This window comes from Nocardia sp. NBC_01377 (assembly GCF_045040005.1).
In the GTDB taxonomy this organism is placed as follows: Bacteria; Actinomycetota; Actinomycetes; order Mycobacteriales; family Mycobacteriaceae; genus Nocardia; species Nocardia noduli.
The window spans coordinates 2,433,722-2,456,766 of sequence record NZ_CP109566.1 but is presented as its reverse complement, the minus strand read 5'-3'; the positions used below and the strand labels follow the sequence as shown (position 1 = coordinate 2,456,766).

Genomic DNA, 23,045 nt, shown 5'->3' with positions numbered 1-23,045 from the left:
GAGCGACATGCGGGCGCATCGACATGGCGTCAGACGTCGCCCGTGCCGTCGACAACTCTCGGTAGCGGATGAGCCCCGCGGAGAACGGAGGCCGTCCGATGAGCGACGGACCGGCGAGCACGGACATCGATCGCGATCCGCCCCGGGTGACCTACACCTTCTGCCGCTACTGCCCGGCGTCGTGCGAGGTGAAGGTGACCGTCGAGGGGAACCGAGTGCTGAGAATCGGCCCCGACAAACAGAATCCGCACAGTTGGCGCGATTTCTGCGCGAAAGGACGTACCGCGAATCGCCTCGTCGAGCATCCACGCCGGATCACGACTCCCCTGCGGCGGGTGGGCGATCGGTATGTGGCAGCGACCTGGGAGGAGGCGATCGCCGATATCGCCGAGCGGATGAACGCCGCGATCACGGCGGGTGGACCCGACGCGGTCGGTATCTACACCGGCAACCCGGCCGGTTTCTCGTCCTCGAACCTGGTGTTCATGAACGGGTGGCTCGACGGGATCGGCACGCACAATCGCTACGCGGTCGGCTCGGTCGACCAGAACGCGGTCCACGTGGTGGCCGAGGCCATGTACGGGTCACCGCTGATGGTGCTGACCTCCGATATCGACAACTGCGACTACTTTCTGATCGTCGGCGCGAATCCCGCGGTGAGCGCCTGGACCAACCGCAACCTGCTCGTCGACACCGCGGCCACCGATCCGCTGTCCCAGACCTCGGCACTCAACGCAGTGTACGTCGCCGTCGAACGCATCGGATCCCTCGCCGGATGAAACGTGACCGAATCCGATCCACCCCGGGACCCGGCCCGTAATACTTGCGGCCGAACCGTGCGCTTCACTTCTCCGCGGCGCTGCGCATCGAACAGCTGGAGGCGAATATCGCCGAGCAGTTCGGTATCGCGCTGTCGGATCTGATCGCCGAATACGGTCCGTCCGAGGATCGGAACCGTTGTCCTCGCATCGATGTCGGTCCCTCGTGCCACACTCACCACGTAGCTGTCCGGCCACGAGGGAGAACGATATGGCCGCCACCGAAGACCGTCCCGAGGTGAGACTGGTCGCGCACTGCCGCCGCTGCCACGGCTGGCTGCTCTCGCCACGATCGGTCGCCGACGGCATCGGACCGACCTGCGCGATCCGCGAACGAGCCGAACTGCGCGCTGCCGGATCCCCGGCGCTGACGCTGTTCGACATCGCGGCCTGAACGGCCGAAGAGTCGGGGCGAGCCTGCGCTTCGCGCGCCGGGTGACCGTACGCCGCCCTCCCCGAACACCCATCGAACTGCGGGTTCGTGAATGGACCTACGGCGTGGTCGAATCCATTCGCAGCCGGGTCAGTTTCGATCGTTCGATCAACCAGTGGTCGCCGACTTTGCGGTACGACTCGTGGTAGTGGCCGTATCCGCGTAGTTCGGTGCCGTTGGGCCAGCGCAGGTTGTCCTCCATTGCCCAGATACCGCGGGCGGTGGTCTCCGAGATCAGCTCGATCTCGGGAGTATGACCGTGGTGCACCGTGACGACGCCGTCCAGCGCCGCGGTGAGAAAGGTCATGAACTCGTCGGCACCGTCCACGAGCGAACCACCGGATTCGCCGGAGTCGATGACGACGTCGTCGGTGAACAGTGCCCGCATACCGGCCCAGTCCTTGGTGTCCATCGTGCGGAAGTATCGAGCCTTCAGCTGACGGATCGCCTCGTAGTCATCCATAATTCGTTCCCTTCCAGGGTGATCGCTGCGGGATTGTGCACGATGAGCGCTGCCCCGGCAGACCGTGGCTAGTGCCGAGTCGACTCGGCGGTGGATGTCCTGGACAGGGCGCGCTGTGCGGCGTCCTGGAGTAGCGCCGACCGTTCCCGCACGGCGACGTCGAGGTCGCCGTGGGTGATGATGTAACGGGTCCCGGCCAGCACCTCGTCGACGATATCGGCCGCGGCCTGCTCGGGGGATGCGGGTGCGCGCACCATGCCGGGGTTCGATGCCGCCATGGCCTCGAAATCGGCGGGCTCGCCGATGGGGCGCCGCAACTCGGCAGGCTGCACGGCCGCGCTCGATTCCAGGTGCCGCGACGCCATTCCGGACGGGAAGATGACCGAGACCGTGATCTGCCCCGCCAGTTCCAGCCGCAGGGTCTCCGCCAGACCCCACACGGCGAATTTGCTGGCCTGGTAGAGGCCGAGTCGTCCGGCCGGATCCAGGACCGATGACGATGTCGTGAAGGCCAGGCGGCCGTTGGGTGCGCTGCGCAGCAGTGGCAGGAAGGCCCGCGCGGTTCGGGCGGATCCGATGACGTTGACGTCGAGCACCCACTGCCATTCCTGATCGGTGAGTCGTTCGACCGCGCCGAACAGTTGCACCCCGACGTTGGACACGACGAGGTCGGCGCGCCCGTACCGGTCGGCGACGGTCGCGGCTGCCGCGTCGACCGAAGCCGAACTCGACGCGTCCATCTCGACAGCGGTCACGGCGATGCCGTGTCGCGCGGACAGGGTCTCGGCTTCGGCGCGCGCCCGCTCGACATCGATGTCGAGCAGCGCGACCCGCATCCTTCGTGCCGCGCCCCGATCGGCCAGTGCGAGCCCGAAACCCGAAGCACCGCCGGTGATTACAGCGACCTCGGTGTCCGACTCGTCTGCAGTCGGACAACTCTGCGACGTCATGGTGATCTACTCCTGTCGGCCGAACGGCCCCGTGAGGTATCGCGGCGGACCATGTGCGCCGCGCGAGGGTGGGCAGGGTAGGTCGGGCGCTTCCGGGTCCGCGTAGCCCATGCCGCTCCTTCACTCCGATCCACCCAGGATCGAATATTCAACTTTCGAAGTTGTATATTCGAAGAATGTAGGGAAGTTCGCGGTCCGGGTCAATCCCCCGGCCGGTTGCTCGGGGCACCCGTGTGCCCCCGCATCCGGTCGCCACAGGCACCCGACCGGGAGCGTCGTTGTAGTCTTCGCGAAGTTCGTTCGCCGATGGTCAGGAGTTGCCGGTGCCCGCGTCGTCACCACCGACCCGGCGCGTGGTCGAGGTCGTGGCGCTGCTCGCCGAGCGGCACGACCGACCGCCGAGGCTCAACGACGTGGTCAACGCCCTCGGTCTCAATCAAGCGACCGCACACGCGATCCTGGCCGAACTCACCGCTGTCGGATGGATCTCACGCGACCCGATCGACAAGACCTACGCGCTGGGTGCCGCACTGGTACGGCTGGTCGGTTCGGCCGACCGGACACGGCACACGGTGCACGCCGCGCACGCCGCCGCACACGCGGCCGCCACCGAAACCGGTTACGCGGCGTCGGTCTCCGAACGACTCGAGGACACGCTCGTCGTCCGCGCGTTCGTTCCCGCCGCCGCACCCGGCTGGACCTTCGCCGCCGGGGACACGATTCCCTTCGAGGCCCCGTTCGGGCCGGCCTACGCGGCATGGGAACCCGCACACGAACGTCGAGACTGGCTCGAGCGCAGCGGAATCACCACCGCCACCCACCGGGCGCGCATGGAGCAACAATTGGAAACAACTCGCGAGCGCGGATACAGCATCGAACACCTCAGCCCCGACATGGCCACCGCCATCCCCGCGATGACCCGCATGCAGACCGGCGCGCTCTCCGAATCCGTACGGGCCCGCATCGACGAGGTCATCCTCGAACTCACCACGAGCCCCGGCCTCGGCAGCCCGAACAACCCGGCCGAGAAATACTACATCGGCGCGATCGCCGCCCCCATCTTCGACGACCACGGCCGCACCGCGTTCAACCTCTGCCTGCACCCGTTCACCACCCTGCCCCTGCCCGAGGTCGAACTGCTCGGCTCGCTCCTCGTCCGCGCCGTCACCGCGATCGACACCACCCACTCCTGACCACACGGTCCGACCGGCTGCGCCCCGCGCCGAACCGGCAGGGACGGTGGTGTCGTCTGGTCAGAAGCCGATGGTCGTTTCGAAAGTATCGCGACTCCGGGTGAGCCGGTACCAGCGGTCGGCGATCGCGTCCGGATCACCGTCCCCGGCGCCCGGGGCGATCGGCAGACCGATGCAGACGTGTCCGATGTAGATGCCGTCCTCGGCGAGGTCGTCGCGGACCGCGCTCGCCCAGTTACGGAGTCCGGCCGCAGCGATGCCCGCGTTGCCCATCATCGCCAGTGGGACGATCGCGGACATGCCGGTGGTGAACATCAACGCGCCGTCACCGGCGCCGCGCATGGCGGGCAGCACCGCTCGCGCGGCGATGAGCGCGCCCTCGACTCCGACTGCGAACTGCGTCCGCGCTGATAGCGCGGTGGTGTCCCGAGCACTGGTGTACCCGAGCGCGGCAGGATCGGGCATCTGTCCACCGGCGTAGTCCCACATGGCGTTGGGGCTGTAGGACAACACGCCGATACGGCCGAGGCGACCACCGGCCGCGGCCAAGGCGGCGGTCAGTCCTTCTTCGTCGGTGACATCAGCGGGAAAGGCCTCGACGGTGATCCCCTCCTCGCGTAGGGCAGCGGCGATCGGGTCGAGTTTGGCGCGGTTGCGCGATATCAAGGCCACGGGATGACCAGCCGTCCCGAAACGACGGGCGATCGCGGCGCCCAGGCCGGGGCCAGCGCCGACGACGGCGATGGCGGCAGGGGTGGAAGTCATGGCGCTCCTCATTAGTTACGATTTGTATGTAACGCACGCTAGCGAGAAGAACGCACGCCGACAAAAGGCACTTTCATGTCAGAAACGCACCCCCTGCCCGATCTGGTCGCCGCCCCTCCGATGCATCCGTGTGCGGCGTGGCCCGACAACGGCCGGACCATCCGCGAGACGCTGGACCGGGTCGGTGACAAGTGGTCGGTGCTGGTCATCGGGATTCTCGCGATGTCGGGGCCGTTGCGGTTCGGCGAGCTGTACCAGCGCGTTCCCGGAATCTCGCAACGAATGCTCACCCTCACCTTGCGTCACCTGCAACGCGACGGCCTGCTGACCCGCACCGCCTACGCGGAGTTCCCACCGCGCATCGAATACCGGCTCACCGACCTCGGCGACAGCCTGCGCACCGTGGTCACAGCCCTGGCCCAGTGGGCCACCGACCACGACGACGAGATCGAAGCCGCGCGAAACGAATTCGACGCCGACACATCGGCACGCCGATGACACCCGGACGCGGGCACTGCACAACCCGAGCCCGGACCACGGCTCCGCCCCAATCGCGCTCAATCGCAACGTAGGACGACCTTTCCGAAAGCGTCACCGGTGCGCACGTGGTCGAACGCGGCATGGGCTCGCTTCAGCGGCCAGACCGAATCGATGGGTATCTCGAGATCCGCGGTAGCGCACAGGTTCGCCAAGAGCCTCAGTTCGGCGGCCGATCCCATGGCGGTGCCCAGCACCGACAGCGACCGCGTGAAAATCTGTGTGAGGTCGAGGTACGCGGTCGGGTGTCCACCGGCGACGCCGACGCTGACCACGCGTCCGCCCGCCCGCAGCGATGTCAGCGCGTGGCCGACCGAGTCGCCGCCGACGCAGTCCACGACGGCGTCGACCGGTGCGGGCAGGGGCGCTCCGGGTTCGAAGGCCGCCTCCGCACCCAACTGCGCGACCGCGCGGGCGCCTCGAGCGGCGCTGCGGGAACTCACCCATACCCGCGCACCCGCGGCACGGGCGAGCACGATCGTCGCGGTGGCCACTCCCCCACCGGCGCCATGGACGAGAACCGTTTCCCCGGGCCTGATCTGCGCGCGAGTGAACAACGCGCGGTAGGCGGTGAGCCATGCGGTTCCCAGTGATGCCGCCGATTCCCACGACAGCGCAGCGGGTTTGGGCACCAGATTCGCGACCGGTACGTGCACGGTTTCGGCGAAGGTGCCGTCGATGCCCTGGGACAGCATCCGCAGTCCAGGGTCGAGTATCGGGTCCCCGACGGTGCGCGTCGGGTCGGTGACGACGGGGTAGACGATCACTTCGTTGCCGTCGGCGTCGATACCCGCACCGTCGGAACCGAGAACTGTCGGAAGTCTGGTCGGGTCGGCGCCGTGGCCACGCATCATCGCGAAATCGCTCGCGTTGATGGTGGCCGCCCGCATACGCACGGTGGTCCAGCCCACCGGGACCAATGGTTCCGGCCCGTCGGTGACGGAGACAGCGAGACGCGGGTCGGTAGCGGAGGGATCCACCAGGCGGACTGCCAGCATCCGGTTCACCGTGCCGGGAACGCGTAGGGCAGATCGTGTTCGATTCTCAGGTGCGAAATCCGCCATTCACGATCGCGGAATCGTAGATCCGCCTTCAGATATCCGCACTCGATCGGTGTGATGACGCCTTGGGCGCCGAGCGCGTCCGCGGGCCAGCCCGAATCGGGGCGTGCCGCGCCCGCGGCGTTGTAGACGATGAACTGGGCGTCGAATCGTGCCTGTTCCCCGGCGACGGAAACCAGCGGGTTCACGGTGGTGTGATGGCTCCAACTCCGGGCCGGATGGGGTGCCATCGCCGTGGTGACGGCGGTCGCGATCGTCGCCGCGCCGGTGAGTTCTGCGAGCAGTTGTGACTGACCCTCACCCCGGTAGTAGACGGCCACCGTGGCGTTTTCCCAGAAGACCGATTCCATGGCGTCCGGGTCGCGGTGGTCTGCGGCGCGCACGTATCGGGCGAAGACCTCCGAGACGAGGCGGTGGGATGTCGGGGTGAGAGCATCGGGATTCGGGATGGTTGCGTTCATATCGTCGAGTTCACCGCGTCGCGCGGCCGGGAGCTATGCCCCGTTTCGTCTCGGACCTATACCCTGTGGGTATGGATCTGGAGATCAGGGACCTCGAGTACGCGATCGCCCTGTCCGAGGAACTCAACTTCACCCGCGCCGCCGCCCGTCTCGGGATCGCTCAACCACCGCTGTCCCGGGCGATCGCGCGCCTGGAGCGTCGACTGGGAGCCGCGCTGTTCGCACGCACCAGCCGCTCGGTCACGCTCACCGCGACAGGGGCCGAGTTCGTCGCCGACGCGCAGACCATCCTGAAAGAACTACAGGCGCTGATCGATCGGACCGGTGCCGCCGATCGGCGGCGCGAGTTGGTGATCGCGGCCCGCCCGGCCACCGGCTCAGGACTGCTGCACGACATTCTGGAACGCGCCGCCCGACTGCCCGATCCCCTTCGGCTGCGCGTGATCCTCGAACGAGATCCCGGCGCGGCGGTCCTGTCCGGGGCAGCCGATATCGCGCTGCTCTGCCTGTCCCAGGCTCCCGCGAGTATGGCCCTCGATCAACTCGTCGATCAACCGGCGGTCGTCCTGCTGCCGGAAAACCACCCGCTGGCAAGCCATTCCACACTCGGCGTCGAACAAGTCCGGCGACTGCCCGGCCACATGGTCGACTGCCCGCAGATACCCCTGGACGAGATCGTCGACCTGATCCGCCTCGAGGGGCGCTCGGTGTTGGCCAGCCACGATGTGACAACACGTCTCGGTGACCACGTCGTCGCCGTCGCAGTGCCCGACGCGCCGACCATCGGCTTCGGACTGGCCTACCCCGCCACTACGACGCACCCACGTCTGCCCGAACTCATCCGCGAGGCCCGGCGTGTGGCCTACGCCTACACCGAAGCGCCGGACGGCAAATTCCCGACCGCGCCTTCGAGGCGAGCAGACAGCCCGTGACGTTACGGTCAGTCCGGCGGTATCCCCTCCACCCGGTTCGGCCGTACCCCGTCGATGAGCAAATCCAGCAGGCGTGGCGCGAGACCCTCCTGTTGAACGCTCTCGGTGATCAGGGCGATCCCGCCCAAACCCATGAGCAGGTCATAGGCGTCCACTCCGGAGCGGATCGTGACGTCGGCGCGTCCGGCATCGAGCAGGGTCGCGAGCGCGTCTCGTAGTAGTCCGCGGGTGCGCATACGGTCGTCGTCGGTGGCCAGAACGACCCGTAGGGCGTCCGCCATCCCGTGTTTGGCGGCCATGAAATCCAAGAACTGCCCCATCCAGGCACGCAAAGCCCGCACTGCCGAAAGCTCGGCGGCCAACACTTCCGCCGACCGGCACAACCGAGCGATCTCGTTGCCGTACACCGCCTCTACCAGCGCTTCGCGGGTCGGAAACCGCCGGTAGAGGGTCCCGATACCGACACCCGCCTCCTCGGCTATCGCCTTGAGCGAAGCCCCCGTCCCCTCTCTGGCAAACGCCGCCGCGGCGACCTCGAGCAGTCGCTGATGATTCTGGCGCGCGTCCGCTCGCAGTGGCCGTCCCGAACGATCGGTCATCACGTCTCCCCATGCACAGCGGTTGTAAGCGGAGCCATCTCCGCTTACAGTGGACGAGTAAACGGAGTCAGCTCCGTTTACTGTACGTGTCGAAAGGTTCCGCAATGAACAGCACTCTCGTCACCATCCCGTTCGGGGCCCGATCCACCGCAGCCGAGGTCATCGAAGGCATCGACCTGACCGGGCGACGCGCCATCGTCACCGGCGGCGCGTCCGGCATCGGCGTCGAAACCGCCCGCGCGCTGGCAAGCGCGGGCGCCGACGTGACCCTGGCGGCCCGCGACCCGAAAACCGCCGCACGCGTCGCCACCGACATCGCCGAAGACACCGACAACCCGAACATCCGATACGCCCACATCGACCTCGCCGACCCCGCGTCGGTCACCGACTTCGTCACCGCGTGGAACGGCCCACTACATATCCTCGTCGCCAACGCCGGCATCATGGCACCACCGGAAACCCGCACACCCCGGGGCTGGGAACTCCAGTTCGCCACCAACCACCTCGGCCACTTCGCCCTGACCACCGGACTGCACGACGCATTGGCGGCGGCCGGGAACGCCCGCGTCGTCGTGGTCAGCTCCGTCGGACATCTCAACAGCGACATCGACTTCGACGACATCCACTTCACCCACCGCCCCTACGATCCGTGGACGGCCTACGGCCAATCCAAGACCGCGAACATCCTGTTCACCGTCGAAGCCGCACGGCGCTGGGCCGACGACGCGATCACCGTCAACGCCCTCAACCCCGGACGGATCACCGCAACCAATCTCGCCCGTCACATCGGCGACATCGCCTCTGCCCCGGCGTCGTTCGACCCCACCAGCACCGACGTATCCTGGAAAACCGTCGAACAAGGCGCCGCGACCTCGGTCCTGCTCGCCGCGTCCCCAGTCGTCCAGGCCGTCACCGGAACCTACTTCGAAGACTGCAACCAAGCCGTCCCGCACCAGCCCGGCATCCGACGAGGCGTTGCCGCCTACGCGCTCGACCCTCAACACGCATCCCGGCTCTGGCATGCCTCGCATGACATGATCACCGCCGCGGAACACGTCGAGTAGCAGAAGCCGAGGAAGCGGGGCTTCTCGACGAAGCACACAGCCCGCCAACTGATTCCATCCCACATCGACCCGATGGGGACAGCCCGGATTCAGAGCCACGCAAGACCCCGGAGCCGTCGACATCAGCGAATTCACTGACGTACATGTTCACGAACGAAATATTGTTCTCGATCGAATTCGACACGGTGAGCAGGCTCGGATTCGCGGCGTGGCCGACCACACCGGCGAGTCGACCGAACCCGGGCCCTGCACGAATGGCGCACGACGAACTCGGATTTGTCGGCGTGTAACCCAGCGCGCGGATCGCGAAGCGTGATTAGTGTGGGGTATGGCGATCAGGGACGTCACAGTCACCGTGACGATCGACGAAAACGACTGGCGGCTTCTGCAAGAGGCCGCGGACTGTGCGGGAATGACCGCGCAGGCCTACATCGGTTGGAACACAAAACTTTTGGCTCAGCAGTCAGGTCCCGCTGTGGCCGAGGTTCGACACCAGAGATCACCTTCACGTTCTCGACGCGTTCCCGTGGTGGTCGACGAAACCGAGGAACAGGCGTGGGAATCCTCGTTCACCGAACGCCTGTCCCACCGCGCCGACCTCTACCGAGAACACTGAACCTCACTGGAATACGCGGTGGTACACGCCGCGTGATCGGTGATCACCCGACCCTGTGAGTGTCGCGATAGCATGAATTCCGGTTGCCTCCGCGTCCGGACGGCGACCAACGCGAACATGGCGCCGGGGACGGGTCCCTCGCAGATCGGCACGCTACCCTGTTCGGGACTGCTCGTGAACGGATTGTCGACGTAACAGGTTCAGCCGTGGTCGCCGCCGCCCAGCCGAGAACGACTCCGCGAAGGCAGCCCAGCTCGCGACCGCGAGTGCTGCGACCGCGATAGCACCGTAGAGCGTGGCCAGGCCGAAACCCTGGGTGACGGCGCTCGTCATCCAACTGTGGCTCGGTTCACCGGCGGGAAGTTCTCCGGCGGTATCCATCAGCGGTGCCAGGTCCTCGTTGTTCGTCACCCGTGTAGCGAGATCCCGAAGTCGATCCTCGGACAGGCCGGGCAGGTTTGCGCGCAGGCCGGCGGTGATGCCGGTCATGAGCACCGATCCCATGATCGCGATGTTGATCGCCAAGAAGGTCAGTCGTGCGGTCATGTCGATTCCCGAGGCCGTTCCGGCACGTGACTCGGGAACCGAGGCGGTGGTGGTGTTGGTGACTGGCGTATTGGTCAGTCCCAGCCCGGCTCCCGCGACCAGCGCCCCGGGCAGGATGGTCATCCAACTCGGTTGGCTCACCGCACTTCCCAGGTAGAGCAGGAAAAGCCCCGCGCCGATGACGGCCGAGCCGATCGGAATCATCGTGCGCGCTCCGAAGCGCAGCGCGAGCCGCTCGGCCGAGGGCGGGAGCACGAAGGTGGGCAAGGTATAGGCCAGGAGCACGGCGGATGCGGTAGCGACGTCGTAGCCGAGTCCGCGTTCGAGGTAGATGGGGAGATAGACGATCAGCGGCCAGAAACTGAAGTTCATGCCCACCGCGCCCAGTAGTGCGCCACGAAACGGTCGGATGCCGAACAACGTCAACGGAACCATCGGCCGGTCGACGTGTAGCTCGATGAGGATGAATGCGATGAATCCTGTTGCAGCACAGCACAGCACCGCAATTCCGAGCGGGCTGGCGAACCCTACGGTCGGCCCCTGGGTGATGTAGAAGACGAGAGCGAACAGCGCGACGCTCAGTGTCGCCATGCCGGGGATGTCGAGGTAGCCCCGGGCGGCCTCACAGGATTCCCGAACCCCGAAGGCGATCAGCACGAGAGTGAGCGCGGCGAGCAGGACATGCACGAGAAATACCCATCGCCACCCCGCCACAGCGACCAGCCCGGCGCCGATGATCGGACCGAAGCCGAGTCCGAAGCCGAGACCGATCCCCCATATCCCGAAGGCCCGAGCACGTGGGCGTCCTTCGCGGAATTGCTGCGACAGAATAGCCAGGCCGCAGATCATCATCGCCCCGCCGGCCACACCCTGTAGCGACCGTCCACCGATGAGAACCGGAACCTGCGGCGCCAATCCGCACAGCGCCGACGCTATCCCGAAAACGGTGACAGCAGTGAGGAATACGCGGCGACGACCATAGCGATCAGCCAATACACCCGCCGCGACCAGGACGACGACGCCTGCGATCGTGTACGCGTTCATGATCCACTGCAGATCGGTGAACTCTGCGTTCAGAAGGTCGCCGACCAGCGGCAGGACTACAGGAACGCTGGATATCTCCAGCCCGAACATCAAGGCGGACAGAAAACTCGCGGCAAGCGCGAGTTCAGCGCGACGCGCGGGGGCGTTGTTCATGGCACTATCGTCGCGCCGGGAACCCGCTTCATGAACCACTGATCAACGGAGAATACCACCATTTGCCGTCGGAACACCGGTACCATCAGATCGGTGTCATCGAATCAACGGCCATCTCTCGATTCCACCGACAATGCGATTCTGCAACAGCTTCAGCAGGACGGGCGCATCAGCATCGCCGACCTCGGGCGCGCGGTCGCGATGTCGCCGTCCTCGACCGCCGAGCGTGTGCGGCGGCTGACCGAACTCGGTGTCCTGCAAGGCTATACAGCGATCATCGACCCCGCCGCCCTCGGCTACCCCCTCACCGCGTTCATCCGCCTACGCCTCACTGTCGGCACGGGAAAGGGTTTCCACGAGTTTCTCGACAACACCGCTCAGATCCTCGAAGCGCATCACCTGACCGGAGACGACTGCTTCCTGCTCGAGGTCATCGCCCAGTCGATGACCGACCTCGAATCATTGGCCGACCGGCTGGTCACTTTCGGCCATGTCACCACGAATCTGGTGTTCAGCAGCCCCAAGACCAAGCGAGGCCTACCACCCAGCGTCTGAATCTCACACCCGTTCCCGTCTGCCGAACGAGAGACAGACCCAGGACCTGACATCGGATCCTATTGGGGCAGTATCAATTCCGTCAGCTGTAGGCAGCTTGTTGGTCTTCGAACAGTTGCCGGTAGCGGCCGTTGTGGTTCATGAGTTGCTCGTGTGTGCCGTACTCCGCGACTCGGCCGTTCTCGATCGACAGGACTCGGTCGACCAACCGCGCGCTGGACAGGCGGTGCGAGACCAGCAGGGTGATGGTGCCCTGCCGAGCTGTCACATCGCGTGCCCGCTGGACGTAGTGGGTGAACAGGTCGTGCTCGGCTTGTGGATCGAGCGCGGAGGTGGGTTCGTCCAGGGCGATGATCAGCGGAGCGTCGTTCATCGCGGACCGAGCGATGGCCAACTTCTGCCACTGACCGTGGGACAGGCTCGCTCCGTCTTGTAGCGACAAGGGGGTGCGCAATCCTTCGGGCAGCGCGTCGAACACCGATCCGGCATCGGCCCGATCTATCGCTCGCCACACGGCGGGCTCGTCGTGGAGATGGTCCAGGTCTCCGATCCCGACGCTTTCACCCGCGAGGACGGGTGGTCGCAGGAAGTCCTGGAAGGCGCCGCTGAGTCTGCGCGGGCCGTGGTCGAGGTCCATTGTGGACAGGTCGTTGCCGTCGAGCAGGATGCGGCCGCTGGTGGGGCGCAGCGTGCCGGTGAGCAGGTCCACCAGCGTGGATTTGCCCGCGCCGTTGAGCCCGACGACCGCGACCACCGAACCCGCCGGGATCGTGAGGTCGACGTCGTGGAGAGCGTGGACGCCGTTGGCGTAGTCGAAGGAGACGTTGTCGATGGTGATGCCGTCGCGCAGTTGTGAAGGCAGGCCGGGGCCGGTGGGGTCCGTCGGGACCGATGCGGCTCGAACTCGACTCATGGCGTGCGCGGCGGAGATGCCTTCGGCGACGGCCTCGATCTCGAACAGACTGTGGGAGATCTGAAGTCGAACTCCGGTGATCAGCGTGATCACGAGGATGACGTCGCCGAGGGTGGCCGCCCCGGCCCTCAGCTGGTCTGCCAGCACGGTCAGGCCGAGAACCAGTCCCGCACCGAAGACCACCCACCCCGCGATGGTGACCAACGCTCCCCACAACCGCACCCGCGCTCGGCGCACCGACACCTCTTCCCACACGCGGGATGCGTACGAATCCAGTCGGGGTAATGCTCCGTAGGTTCGTGGTTCGCCGACTCGCTCGGATTCTGTACAGGCGGCGTGAAGTTCGCGTTCCTGGCGCAGTCGGTTGGTCAGATTCTCGTCGGCGGAGCGGATCCGGTTCTGGGTCCACATCGCCAACCCGATCGGCAGCAATACCAGCAGCGCGGTCAGCCCCAGCGCCGGATGCACGCTCACGAGCAGTGCCAGCGAGAGCGCGATACTCACCGCTTGGCCTGCCAGCAGGATTCCGGTCCACGCCAGGTTGCCCAGGGTGAGCGCGTGTTTGCGCAAGATCTCGACGTCGTCGGCATAGGCGCTGTCGGAGAGGAGTTCGTGATCACGGCGGCGGGCGACCAGCACGAACGCCTCTCGGGCCAATGCCCGCCCGGACTCGTGGGCCAGATGATTACGGAGGTTGGTCACCACGCGGGTCAGCGAACCGCTCACCCCGAGCCCGAGAGCTGCCAGCGCCGCCCCGAATACCGCTTCCCACGGGATCGCGGCGTTCGCGCTGTTCACCAGCCAGCGCTGGCCGAGGGCGGCGAGGACGGTGTTGGCCATCGCACAGGGCAACAGCAACGCCGCCAGCACCGACATTCGAGGCTCGACGCGATACCCGAGTTTCAGCGCGTTCAGTATTTCTCGTGCCGTGCTCACGCGCGCACCTCCTCGCCGAAGCGCTCGGCCTGTATTCGGAACAGGCGGGCGTAGGCGCCATCGGTGGCCATGAGGGTGTCGTGGTTGCCGTCCTCGGTGATGCGTCCTTCGGACAGCAGCACGATCCGGTCGACGTGGCGAACCGTGGACAGGCGGTGGGTGATCAGTACGACGGTGACATCGGCCAGGACCGACAACACCTGCTCGTGGAAGCCGAGTTCGGCCTCGACATCGAGTTGCGAAGTCGGTTCGTCGAGCACGACCACCGTGCTGCCCTTAGCGACCGCGAACAGAGCACGCGCCAACGCGACGCGCTGCCACTGCCCACCCGACAATCCGACCCTGCCGCCACGCGCGGTCCACAGCGGATCGTCGAGCGTGATGTCCTTGGCCCGTAGGTGATCCACGAGCCCGACCTTGGCCAAGCAGTCGAGTACCAGTTCGTCGTCGCCGGGATCGTCGGTCAGAGCGAGGCGGATGTTCTCCCGCACCGACAGCGGATACCGCAGGAAGTTCTGGTTCACCACCGCGACATCGGGGCGCTCCGGTGGCGGGTAGGGTCGGCCGTCTCGGACGATCCGGCCCGTGGTGGGCGCGTACAGGCCGGTGAGCAACGTGGTGAGCGTCGATTTGCCCGCGCCGTTGATGCCGACCAGGCCCAAGGTCTGACCCGCCCTAATCTCGAGGTCGACCCCGTCGAGCACTCGGCGCGACGAACCCGGATAGCAGAACCCGACCTGTACGAACCGGATCGCCGCCGCGGGATCCGGATTCGGGTCGGCCGGGTGCCCGGATACCTGGACCTTCGCCGTCGTCGCACTGATTCGCTGGTAGGCGTGAAAGCCCGCCAGCCCGTAGTCGATGTCGAACGCCTCGAAGCCCATGGCGGCGATCTCGAAAACCACGGTCACTGCGACGAGGCAGGCGGTGAGCCCCACGAGACCGAGATCGCCGGTGGCCGCGGCGAATCCGGGGAATCCGAATCCCGCGAAGGCAAGGGTGAAGGCGAGAGCAGTGGTCACGTATTGGCGGCGGATCACCAGCAAGTGCGCCACCGAGAACCTGCGCCGGTGCCGGTTCGCGATCTCCGACCACCGGTCGATGAACCAGTCGTACAGCCGTAGCACGCGCAGCTCTCTGGCGGCGCGCTCATCGGTGAGCAAGCGTCCCAGGGCATCACGTTCATGCAATTCCGCCGTCGTATCGGACTGCAGTCTCGTCAGATAGATCCACTGCCGCCGAACCAGCATGCGGGCAGTCAGGGCCGCGATCAGCACGAACAACGCCAACCACACATCGAACACGGCAAGCACGGCGGTGCCCACCGCGGCACCGAGGAACCGGAACACCAACAGCAACTGCCCGGTACAGGCCGCACCCGCGGTGCGGTTACGCGCCGTCACCCCGGGGTCGCACGCGCGGCCCACATCGGCCTGAAACGCCACCGACGCGACCACAGCGAACGGCGTCGCTCCTCCGGCGGCGCGACGGACCGCCGAACGGATATTCCCGTCCACGACCTCGGTGATCCTCAGGTTCAACACCGAACGCAGCGCGGTCGCCGCCTCCGCCGACACGATCAGCACCCCGACCGCGACCACCGGCAGCGAAAGCGATGAGGAACCCGGCTTCAATGCTCCGATCAGCGCCGCGGTCGCCAGGGCCACCCCTGTCGGCGCCAACACCGAGGTAGCCGTGACGAGGATGTATCCGAGCAGCACAGGCCACGGAACCGGCCTCAGCAGCCCTAACAACGCCACCCGCTCGCGCAACAGCTCGACCGCTGTCCGCGGCGACAGCGCTCCCCGCTGCCACCGTGGATCGAAACCGCCCTCGGCCATTCCGAAGTCCCCCTCCCGATCCGTACCCGACCCGCATCGCGAGAAGTCGGTGGGCACCGATCACGACAACCAATGCTCGGGTCACGGGCCGACACAGACAACGGATTCGATCAATATGACGAAAACAGCTGCACCGACCGATAATTCGCGGCGACGCAACTCAGGGTCGGACGCCACTGCGCGGTACCACGAAATGCCCGCCGGGTTTCACCTCGAGCGAAAGCGTCGTGGTCAGATCAGCTCCGGCGGAAGTGCCAAGGACGGAACGAGTGTCGCCAGGTCGACGAGCTCTATGTGGGCGCAGTGAACGCGAGTGAACTCCGCGATGGTGAAATCGGTGGCGAGCCCGAAGCGTTGCACGAATCGTGCCCTGGCATGAGGGGACGATGGGGCGAGCGCCCACTCGATCGTCGATGTGGATGTCGTGAGAAACCTGCCGGTCAGCGCACCGACCACGAACAGCTGAGTGTGCCCGTTCCAGAGAGATTTCGCCACCACGGGCGACTACAGCCGCGTATCAGGATTCGCGCGCTGCGATCGCGGCTTGGATTCGCCGTAGCGTGCGCAGGCCCTTCTTCGCGGCCACGCTCACCATGCCGTCGAAGACCGTCGAGCCCCGGTCGTTGGCCATCAACCGTTCCAGTGTCGGCACCGCACGATCGTCGCCGGTCGAACCGAGTGCGACAGCCGCCCAGTATCGCTGGTCCGGGTCGCCGCTCTCGGCGGCCGCGCACAACCTGGGGATCACGTCGGGGGCGAATTGGGACAGCGCGCTGGCGATATAGCCGATGCGGAAGTACTTGCGGTTCTCGAATTCGTCCCATAGTGCGGCCAGGGCCGCATCGCCGCCGATCATGCCGAGGGCCTCGGCGGCGCGTTCGCGCATTCCCGCGATCGAGTCGTGCAGCAGGGGCGTGAGTGCGGGGACGACCGATTCGTCGCCGAGGGTGCCCAGCGCGATCACCGCTTGGTCGCGGGCCATCTGTTGTGAGTGGTCCAGCATCGCGACCAAGCCGGGAACCGCCTCGCGGAAGCCGAGCGCCGCGCAGCCCATCGCCGCCCACGCCTGGCAGTTGTACCGAGAGTCGCCGAGGGATGCGAGCAGGGGCGCCTTCAGTGTGTCGTCGCCGAAGACCTCGGCCCGGTTCAACGCGCGACTGTAGAGCGACCGGTGGTAGTCGGGATAGTCGCGCACGAGCGCGCGCAGCGCTTCCTCGGCGAATATGTCCCCGTCACCAGCCCGCGCGAGTAGCAGCCGCAGATTTTCCTCGCGGGTCTCGAGCTCACCGTCTTTCAGGCGACGCGCATCAGCTGGGTTCACCGCCCAACGGTACCTGGCGGTGATCTCTTCCTCTGCCACGCTCGGGGCGTCGGCGCAGCTCGAACGCATATGTGCCGGTACACGGCTTCCAGCCGGACCAGCGTCGAACGCCGAGACCGAGCCGCACCGTCGCTCTCGGCCGCGGGCGAATATTTTCACTGCGCGTGCAGCGGCAGCGCCGGGAAGGTGAAATCCCGCCACAGCAGCCGCGAGGTCTCCTCCGGGTAGGCGGTGACCGTCGACGGCGTGTCGAAGATCTGGGTGAGGCGCTGATCGGCGTCGTACGCGGGCCAGCCCGGGTCGCCGTGCGCGGCGAATGCCGTCCACGACCCGCGTATGCGCGCCGAGAGTTCCGCCGCCTCCGGCGGGGGCGGGTCGCCGATCAGCATGGCGGTCCGCCCACTGTCGAGGTTACCGAAGACCAGCGGCACGTCCAGACCGTGGCAGGCCCCCAGAGCGCCTCCCATGCCGGGGGCGGTCCAGGTCAGCTCGTAGAGGTGGACCCGGCCGCCGCCCGCGATCCGGGCGTCGGCGAGCGCGACGCTGGGCATGCGGAACAGCCAGTCGGCATTGACCATTTCGTAGAGTTCCTCGTCGTCGGCGTCCGGGAACGCCTCGCGATAGCGGCGCGCACCGTCCGGGCCTGCGGTGAGAACGTGCAGCGCGGTCTCGGTTTGTTCGGGGGTGACCTGTCCGAGCACACCGTCGATCAGGCTGAACAGCCGGTGCTCGTGGCGCGTGTGTCCGACGAGAAGCTCGACGTCGCGGGCGGCGCCGTCGGCCAGCCCCTGCCAGGGGGTCGTGGGCAGCACGTCACCGTCGATGACCGGTGCGTACGGAATCGGCCGGAGGGTGATCTGCCCCCAGCGCTCCCGCCACCGGTCCATCTTGGCGAAAACCTCGTCGCCCGCGGCGGGCAGCAGGTCCGGTGGCACCTCCGACAGCCCCGACACCGTGGGCGCCACTCCGAGTTCGGTGGCGAAGGCCGCGGTGAGGTCGGTCGCCAGTTCGGGAGCGAAGAACGTGCCCGGCACGCTTTGCGCGATCGCCCGACGGAAGAGCCCGGCCGCGCGCGGCATCACCAGCAGCGCGGCGACCGATCCGGCACCCGCGGACTGTCCGAAGACCGTCACCCGGTCGGGGTCGCCGCCGAACACCCGAATGTTGTCGCGCACCCACTCCAGGGCCGCGACCTGGTCGAGCAGTCCACGGTTGGCCGGGGCGCCCTCGATCTGGGCGAAACCCTCGATACCGAGACGGTAGTTGAGGGTCACGATCACGGTCCCGGTCGCGGCCAAGTTTCCGGCGTCGTAATCCGGCAGGCCGGAGTTGCCGATAGCGTAACCGCCGCCGGGAATCCACACCATCACCGGAAGTCCGGAGGCCGAATCTGGTTCCGGCGTCCAGACATTGACCGTCAGCCAGTCGTCTCCGGCGACGCTGTCGGCCACCGCGAGTACCGCGGACTGCGGAGGCGGCGGGCCATAGGTGACGGCGGGTCGCACCCCCTCCCAGCCTCGAACCGGCCGGGGCGCGGCGAAACGCAGGTCGCCTACCGGCGGCTCGGCGAACGGGATGCCGCGGAAGACCGCCAGTCCCGCCTCCCGCCGACCGCCCAACACACCGGCCGCCGTGCGGACCTGCGGCTCGGACTCGGACGGCGTGCCGACTGCGGCCATTTCACGTTCCTCTCGATGACTGTTCGACCGAGCATCCCCGCACGCAAGATCGGGCGCAAACCATTTAAGGACCCTTCCCCTCTCGCCCCCGTGTCTGCGGGCGGGTCGCTGCCGACACGCCGAGCCGCGAGAGCAACCTCCCTTTTCACCCGTTTCACCTGGTGTTCGACGGGTATCTGCCGGTGTGAGCGAGAGGTTGGTCGATGTCGGATATCACGGCAGATCCGGTTGTTCGGCACCGGCGAATCAGAGGTCCTTGGGCGTTGCACCGCCCTATCTGGTGGGGGGTGTTGCGCCGCACCGTCTCCGAACTCTGGGGCGACAATCTCACCGATCGGGCCGCCGCGTTGACCTACTACAGTGTGATCTCACTGTTTCCCGGAATCATCGTGCTGTCGGCACTGCTGGGTTTGGCGGGACACGAGGCGACCCAGTCCTTGATCGACACCATCACCCAGGTCGGCGACGGTGACAATTCGGTGATCGTGCAGGTCCTCGAAGAACTGCAGCGTTCACGGTCGCTGGCCGGTCCGATCGCGATCATCGGCATCGTGATCGCACTGTGGACGGCCTCCGGCTACATCGGGGCGTTCGTGCGCGCGGTCAACTCGATCTACGACACCGAGGAAGGCCGACCCCTCTGGAAAACCGTTCCCTTGCAGATCGTTCTGACCGCCGTCATCGTGCTGCTGGTCGCGATATGCACCGTCGGGGTCGTGGTCAGCGGCCAGATCGCGGAAACCGTCGGGCAATGGATGGGTTTCGGATCGGTCGGCGTGACGGTCTGGGGGATCGTGAAGTGGCCGGTGATGGCGATCCTGGTCAATCTGGCCTTCGCCCTGCTGTATTGGGCCGCACCGAACGCTCGCCAGCTCGGGTTCCACTGGCTGACACCGGGTAGCTCGCTCGCCGTCCTGCTGTGGATCGCCGCGTCGGCCGGATTCGCCTTCTACGCAACGCATTTCGGCACATACAACAAGGTCTACGGATCCCTGGCCGGGGCGGTCGTTTTCCTGGTCTGGTTGTGGCTCACCAACATCGCGATCCTGCTCGGCGCCCAATTCGACGCTGAACTCGCGCGAGGGCGGCGGATTCAGCAAGGCGGTTCCGCCGACGAGAAACCCATCCTGCCCCAACGCGACGAACCGTAGTGAGCGGGCATTCCATTCCGCAACGATTACCGGCGCGGGCCGACCGGTCAGGACCGGACGATGACGTAGTGCCCGGGTTCTTCCTGGAACTCGACTGCGATGGCGATCGCCGAGTCATCGAGGTGGAGGCCGTCGGGCGGGACGACGATCAGCTTGTCGTCATCGTCGTGTAGACGGTGGACGATCGCGACGCATGTTCCGGTTGCGCAGGTCATGGGCTCGGTGGGGCCGAGAAAGTAGGCATCGAGTTCCTCGCCGTCGGGCGCGAGCGTGCCGGGAACGAATCCGTAGTTCACGGTGTAGAGGAATTCGCAGGTGGGGTGACGACTTCCGTAAGGCCGGTCGATGGTGAGATCGACTGTGCGACCGAGGAATTGACGTGCCAGAGTCAGTGATGCGGATTCGGCGAGCGGGCGCGGGTCGGTCACCGTTCGAGGCTATCCGCCGGAGGTGCCGCTGCGGCCTGATCGTTCGATCGGGCAAGCGTATCGGTCCCGAGCACGGCGCAGAGGGCGTCGCACGACGGTGTGCGGGGGATCACCGCCCATTTCGTTGGTGAGCGGCACCAAGGGGAAGGGGGTCCTCTACTGGACGTCGACCTGACGCTCGAGCCGGTCCAACAGCGCCTCGAGGGCGTCTTCGAATTCCGCGGCACTGTGGTCCTGGGACAGCAACGTTTGCAGCCGATGCAGGTTCGGATAGTCCGACAACTCCCGTACCGGAGAGGCCACCGATTCCGTCGCAACGGTCTCCTGGGAGGTACGGGCCGCGACCTCGAGCAGAAGTTGCCCCAGCAGGAATGTCGTGTAGGAGCGATAGGCCGCGACGGCGGCCTCGTCATCGAACCCGTAGGAGAGCATCGTCTCCAGGAAAGTCTCCATCCACCGCAGACTTCGCAACGGGGGCCGCACCCACGGCGCTTCCGGGGGGCGAGTCGCCGCCAGCGGAAACAACTCGGGGTGGTCCAGCGCGATCTGACGCACACCGTGCGCCAAGCGCACCAGGAAGTCCTGCCAGCCGTCCTCTTGACGTCGGGCCGCGAGTTGATCGGCGTGTAGATCGTCGACCAGGAGGTCGACCATGCCGCTGAGCAGATCCTCGCGGCTGTGCACGTATCGATACAGGGCCATCGCTTCGACGCCGCACGCCGAGCCGAGTCTGCGCATGGTCAGTTTGCGCAGGCCTTCCTGATCCACGAGGTCGATCGCCAATTCCAAGATCAGACGGCGACTCAACGGCGCACGCGATTCGTGGCGCTCACCCGACCGTGATTCGCGAGAGCCCGGCCGCGTCGCCGGATCCTCGACACGACCGTCGTGATGATCGTCCACCAGGACATCTCCTCACTGCGCGCGTTGAAGCAAGACCACGGCCAGAGTATTTCAACGATCACAGGTGACCCAACTGGCAACGCCGTAGGGAACGGGGCAAGCATCGTTCATCGGCGACGCCCCGACCCTCCGGACGCACGGAAGCGACCGACTGCGCCGCGGTGTGGAAATCCGGAAATGTCACACCTGATCTGCTCAGTTTACAAGGTAAACGCTGCCAGCTACATTGTGTCGAATGTGCGGTCAGGGTTCCGTCGACAGGCGTGACGCCGAGCCCGATGACGCGATCGGCAGATGCCTCGTCGAAGCATCGCGCTCGGACAACTGGCAGGACTTCCTGGTGCGCCTGGCACACGGCGTGCGTCAGGTCGCGCTGAACCACTCGGAACTGTTCCCACAGGCACCCCACCCGCCGCAAGCTCCGTGGGTGCCGCCGTCACTACGCAGTCTGCGATGGACGGAAACCTTCCTGAACACGATATTGTCCTATGGATTCGATGACGAGGCCGCCGTCGCGGCATACCGGACCTACACGACATTCCTGTTCGGCCAACTCCTGCTCGAGGTCGCTGCCCGCGCACCCCACGACACCGCGGGCGTCCACGAGCCCGCAACCGTCCCCGCACGGGACCTGTCGGACTATCCGAACCTGCGTCGGCTTCAACCGATGCTGTCCCAGGACCACAGCGCCGCGGAATTCGAAGACGCCCTCGAAGCGTTGATCGACCGCCTCGAGGGCTGGACCGCACACCGCCCTCGCCGCGCCCAGGTCTCGCCGACGGATACAATGTAAACTCGCCTCGTGACCTCCAATGAACCACAACAGCAGGGTGTGGTGTCGTCGCATCAGTCCGGCACGCAGATGGAATCAGCGGTCGAGGCGATGGGTGCCGTGCGAGTGCTCCGGGTGAGCGGTGAGATCGACGTGCTGACCGCGCCCCGACTGCACGCCGGAATCGAAGAGGCATTGCGCGCCGTCCCTGCCGAGGGGGCCGACGGCGTCGTCGTCGATCTGTCGAACGTGACCTTCCTCGCCTCGGCCGGACTCGCGGTCTTGGCCGAATACGTGCGGCCTACGAACCAGCGCGACCGACTCGTCGTCGTCGCCAACAGCTCCGCCACCCTGCGCCCCATGAGCCTCACCGGCCTCACGGACCTGCTGCACGTCTGCGAGACACTCGAAGACGCCCACGCCGCGCTCGGAGACGATCTCTCCCGCCGCGGCTGATCATCGTTTCCTCCGAGCCCCTGGAGGCATTGTCGCGGGCGGTCTCCTCACGCGGGCGGCGACTCGGCCTGATGTACCCAGCTGCGTGCGATCAACCGCAGCAGAGCCGGGTAGACCAGGATGTAGCGGAACGGAACGATCATGGTCATGTAGACCCTGCCGAACAGGCCGTTGGGTTTGACGAGTACCGCCATCCGGCCGTGGTACCCGGGCCCGGAATCGTCTGGTACCCAACCGATATGCATCGCGGCGTGCACGGTCTTGTTGGCCGTTTCGGCCACCCACTCGGTGTCGGTCTCATAGACCGAGGTGAACCACTCCACCAGACGGTGCAGGTCGTCGGGGCCGCCCGGCGTCGGCAACGCCCAGACGTCTTCGACGGTGAAATCCGACGCTATCTCGTGGATTCTCCACTGCTGAGCGGTGCAGACCGAGTTCGGAATTCTCATCGGCGA

24 protein-coding genes and 2 pseudogenes are annotated in these 23,045 nt (G+C 66.4%); 11 read left to right on the top strand and 15 right to left on the bottom strand.

Annotated elements, in window-relative coordinates:
- Positions 1-98 precede the first annotated feature (98 nt).
- A pseudogene (locus OG225_RS11130) lies at positions 99-668 on the top strand (molybdopterin-dependent oxidoreductase); the annotation flags it as partial.
- A 361-nt stretch (positions 669-1,029) separates the two neighbouring features.
- The gene (locus OG225_RS11125) at positions 1,030-1,212 is read left to right on the top strand and encodes a DUF6011 domain-containing protein (protein ID WP_405181593.1); all 183 of its coding nucleotides are present in this window, start codon (positions 1,030-1,032) and stop codon (positions 1,210-1,212) included.
- A 97-nt stretch (positions 1,213-1,309) separates the two neighbouring features.
- Here the strand turns inward: OG225_RS11125 and OG225_RS11120 are convergent, their stop codons facing one another.
- Positions 1,310-1,714: a nuclear transport factor 2 family protein gene (locus tag OG225_RS11120; protein ID WP_405181592.1), complete on the bottom strand. Its 405-nt coding sequence runs from the start codon at positions 1,712-1,714 to the stop codon at positions 1,310-1,312.
- Positions 1,715-1,782: 68 nt separating this feature from the next.
- Positions 1,783-2,664, bottom strand: coding sequence for an SDR family NAD(P)-dependent oxidoreductase (locus tag OG225_RS11115; protein ID WP_405181591.1), 882 nt, complete (start codon positions 2,662-2,664; stop codon positions 1,783-1,785).
- A gap of 323 nt (positions 2,665-2,987) precedes the next feature.
- Here OG225_RS11115 and OG225_RS11110 point away from each other — a divergent pair, with 323 nt between their 5' ends.
- Positions 2,988-3,857 carry a helix-turn-helix domain-containing protein gene (locus OG225_RS11110; RefSeq protein ID WP_405181590.1) on the top strand — a complete coding sequence of 290 codons (870 nt, stop codon included), beginning with the start codon at positions 2,988-2,990 and terminating at the stop codon, positions 3,855-3,857.
- Positions 3,858-3,917: 60 nt separating this feature from the next.
- Here OG225_RS11110 and OG225_RS11105 read toward each other — a convergent pair whose 3' ends face one another.
- The gene (locus OG225_RS11105) at positions 3,918-4,622 is read right to left on the bottom strand and encodes an SDR family NAD(P)-dependent oxidoreductase (protein ID WP_405181589.1); all 705 of its coding nucleotides are present in this window, start codon (positions 4,620-4,622) and stop codon (positions 3,918-3,920) included.
- A gap of 120 nt (positions 4,623-4,742) precedes the next feature.
- Here OG225_RS11105 and OG225_RS11100 point away from each other — a divergent pair, with 120 nt between their 5' ends.
- A complete protein-coding gene (locus OG225_RS11100) occupies positions 4,743-5,120 on the top strand; it encodes a winged helix-turn-helix transcriptional regulator (RefSeq protein ID WP_405183234.1) in 378 nt (125 codons plus the stop codon).
- Between the two features lie 59 nt (positions 5,121-5,179).
- On the opposite strand, the gene OG225_RS11095 is transcribed toward OG225_RS11100, so the two are convergent.
- Positions 5,180-6,157 carry a zinc-binding dehydrogenase gene (locus OG225_RS11095; protein WP_405181588.1) on the bottom strand — a complete coding sequence of 326 codons (978 nt, stop codon included), beginning with the start codon at positions 6,155-6,157 and terminating at the stop codon, positions 5,180-5,182.
- 5 nt (positions 6,158-6,162) lie between these two features.
- Complete coding sequence (locus OG225_RS11090) at positions 6,163-6,681, bottom strand: nuclear transport factor 2 family protein (protein ID WP_405181587.1); 519 nt, start codon at positions 6,679-6,681, stop codon at positions 6,163-6,165.
- A 71-nt stretch (positions 6,682-6,752) separates the two neighbouring features.
- On the opposite strand from OG225_RS11090, the gene OG225_RS11085 reads away from it, so the two are divergent.
- Positions 6,753-7,613, top strand: coding sequence for a LysR family transcriptional regulator (locus tag OG225_RS11085; protein ID WP_405181586.1), 861 nt, complete (start codon positions 6,753-6,755; stop codon positions 7,611-7,613).
- A gap of 8 nt (positions 7,614-7,621) precedes the next feature.
- Here OG225_RS11085 and OG225_RS11080 read toward each other — a convergent pair whose 3' ends face one another.
- Positions 7,622-8,212, bottom strand: a complete 591-nt coding sequence (locus OG225_RS11080; protein WP_405181585.1) for a TetR/AcrR family transcriptional regulator — start codon at positions 8,210-8,212, stop codon at positions 7,622-7,624.
- A gap of 104 nt (positions 8,213-8,316) precedes the next feature.
- Between OG225_RS11080 and OG225_RS11075 the strand changes: the two genes are divergently transcribed.
- Complete coding sequence (locus OG225_RS11075; RefSeq protein WP_405181584.1) at positions 8,317-9,276, top strand: SDR family NAD(P)-dependent oxidoreductase; 960 nt, start codon at positions 8,317-8,319, stop codon at positions 9,274-9,276.
- Between the two features lie 355 nt (positions 9,277-9,631).
- A complete protein-coding gene (locus OG225_RS11070) occupies positions 9,632-9,892 on the top strand; it encodes a hypothetical protein (protein ID WP_405181583.1) in 261 nt (86 codons plus the stop codon).
- A gap of 153 nt (positions 9,893-10,045) precedes the next feature.
- Here OG225_RS11070 and OG225_RS11065 read toward each other — a convergent pair whose 3' ends face one another.
- On the bottom strand, positions 10,046-11,635 hold the full coding sequence (locus OG225_RS11065; protein WP_405181582.1) for an MFS transporter: 1,590 nt from the start codon (positions 11,633-11,635) through the stop codon (positions 10,046-10,048).
- A gap of 93 nt (positions 11,636-11,728) precedes the next feature.
- Here OG225_RS11065 and OG225_RS11060 point away from each other — a divergent pair, with 93 nt between their 5' ends.
- Positions 11,729-12,190, top strand: a complete 462-nt coding sequence (locus OG225_RS11060; protein ID WP_405181581.1) for an Lrp/AsnC family transcriptional regulator — start codon at positions 11,729-11,731, stop codon at positions 12,188-12,190.
- 82 nt (positions 12,191-12,272) lie between these two features.
- Here the strand turns inward: OG225_RS11060 and OG225_RS11055 are convergent, their stop codons facing one another.
- The 5 genes from OG225_RS11055 to OG225_RS11035 form a co-directional block, all read right to left on the bottom strand.
- Entirely contained in the window at positions 12,273-14,039 is a 1,767-nt protein-coding gene (locus OG225_RS11055) for an ATP-binding cassette domain-containing protein (RefSeq protein WP_405181580.1), read from the bottom strand.
- Positions 14,036-15,880 (bottom strand): ATP-binding cassette domain-containing protein, encoded by a 1,845-nt coding sequence (locus tag OG225_RS11050; RefSeq protein WP_405181579.1) that lies wholly within the window; start codon positions 15,878-15,880, stop codon positions 14,036-14,038. The genes OG225_RS11055 and OG225_RS11050 overlap by 4 nt, the downstream gene beginning before the upstream one ends.
- 231 nt (positions 15,881-16,111) lie before the next feature.
- Complete coding sequence (locus tag OG225_RS11045; RefSeq protein ID WP_405181578.1) at positions 16,112-16,375, bottom strand: hypothetical protein; 264 nt, start codon at positions 16,373-16,375, stop codon at positions 16,112-16,114.
- A 22-nt stretch (positions 16,376-16,397) separates the two neighbouring features.
- Positions 16,398-17,201 (bottom strand): HEAT repeat domain-containing protein, encoded by an 804-nt coding sequence (locus tag OG225_RS11040; protein ID WP_405181577.1) that lies wholly within the window; start codon positions 17,199-17,201, stop codon positions 16,398-16,400.
- Between the two features lie 155 nt (positions 17,202-17,356).
- Entirely contained in the window at positions 17,357-18,880 is a 1,524-nt protein-coding gene (locus OG225_RS11035; RefSeq protein WP_405181576.1) for a carboxylesterase/lipase family protein, read from the bottom strand.
- Positions 18,881-19,143: 263 nt separating this feature from the next.
- On the opposite strand from OG225_RS11035, the gene OG225_RS11030 reads away from it, so the two are divergent.
- Positions 19,144-20,031, top strand: coding sequence for a YihY/virulence factor BrkB family protein (locus tag OG225_RS11030; protein WP_405181575.1), 888 nt, complete (start codon positions 19,144-19,146; stop codon positions 20,029-20,031).
- Between the two features lie 47 nt (positions 20,032-20,078).
- Here OG225_RS11030 and OG225_RS11025 read toward each other — a convergent pair whose 3' ends face one another.
- Positions 20,079-20,459, bottom strand: coding sequence for an inorganic diphosphatase (locus tag OG225_RS11025; RefSeq protein WP_405181574.1), 381 nt, complete (start codon positions 20,457-20,459; stop codon positions 20,079-20,081).
- A 156-nt stretch (positions 20,460-20,615) separates the two neighbouring features.
- Positions 20,616-21,266: a TetR/AcrR family transcriptional regulator gene (locus tag OG225_RS11020; RefSeq protein WP_254189130.1), complete on the bottom strand. Its 651-nt coding sequence runs from the start codon at positions 21,264-21,266 to the stop codon at positions 20,616-20,618.
- Between the two features lie 415 nt (positions 21,267-21,681).
- On the opposite strand from OG225_RS11020, the pseudogene OG225_RS11015 reads away from it, so the two are divergent.
- Both OG225_RS11015 and OG225_RS11010 read left to right on the top strand, forming a co-directional pair.
- Positions 21,682-22,155 (top strand): annotated as a pseudogene (locus OG225_RS11015) (TetR/AcrR family transcriptional regulator C-terminal domain-containing protein); the annotation flags it as partial.
- 9 nt (positions 22,156-22,164) lie between these two features.
- Entirely contained in the window at positions 22,165-22,590 is a 426-nt protein-coding gene (locus OG225_RS11010; protein ID WP_405181573.1) for an STAS domain-containing protein, read from the top strand.
- A 47-nt stretch (positions 22,591-22,637) separates the two neighbouring features.
- Here the strand turns inward: OG225_RS11010 and OG225_RS11005 are convergent, their stop codons facing one another.
- Complete coding sequence (locus OG225_RS11005; RefSeq protein WP_405181572.1) at positions 22,638-23,039, bottom strand: DUF2867 domain-containing protein; 402 nt, start codon at positions 23,037-23,039, stop codon at positions 22,638-22,640.
- Positions 23,040-23,045: the final 6 nt, after the last annotated feature.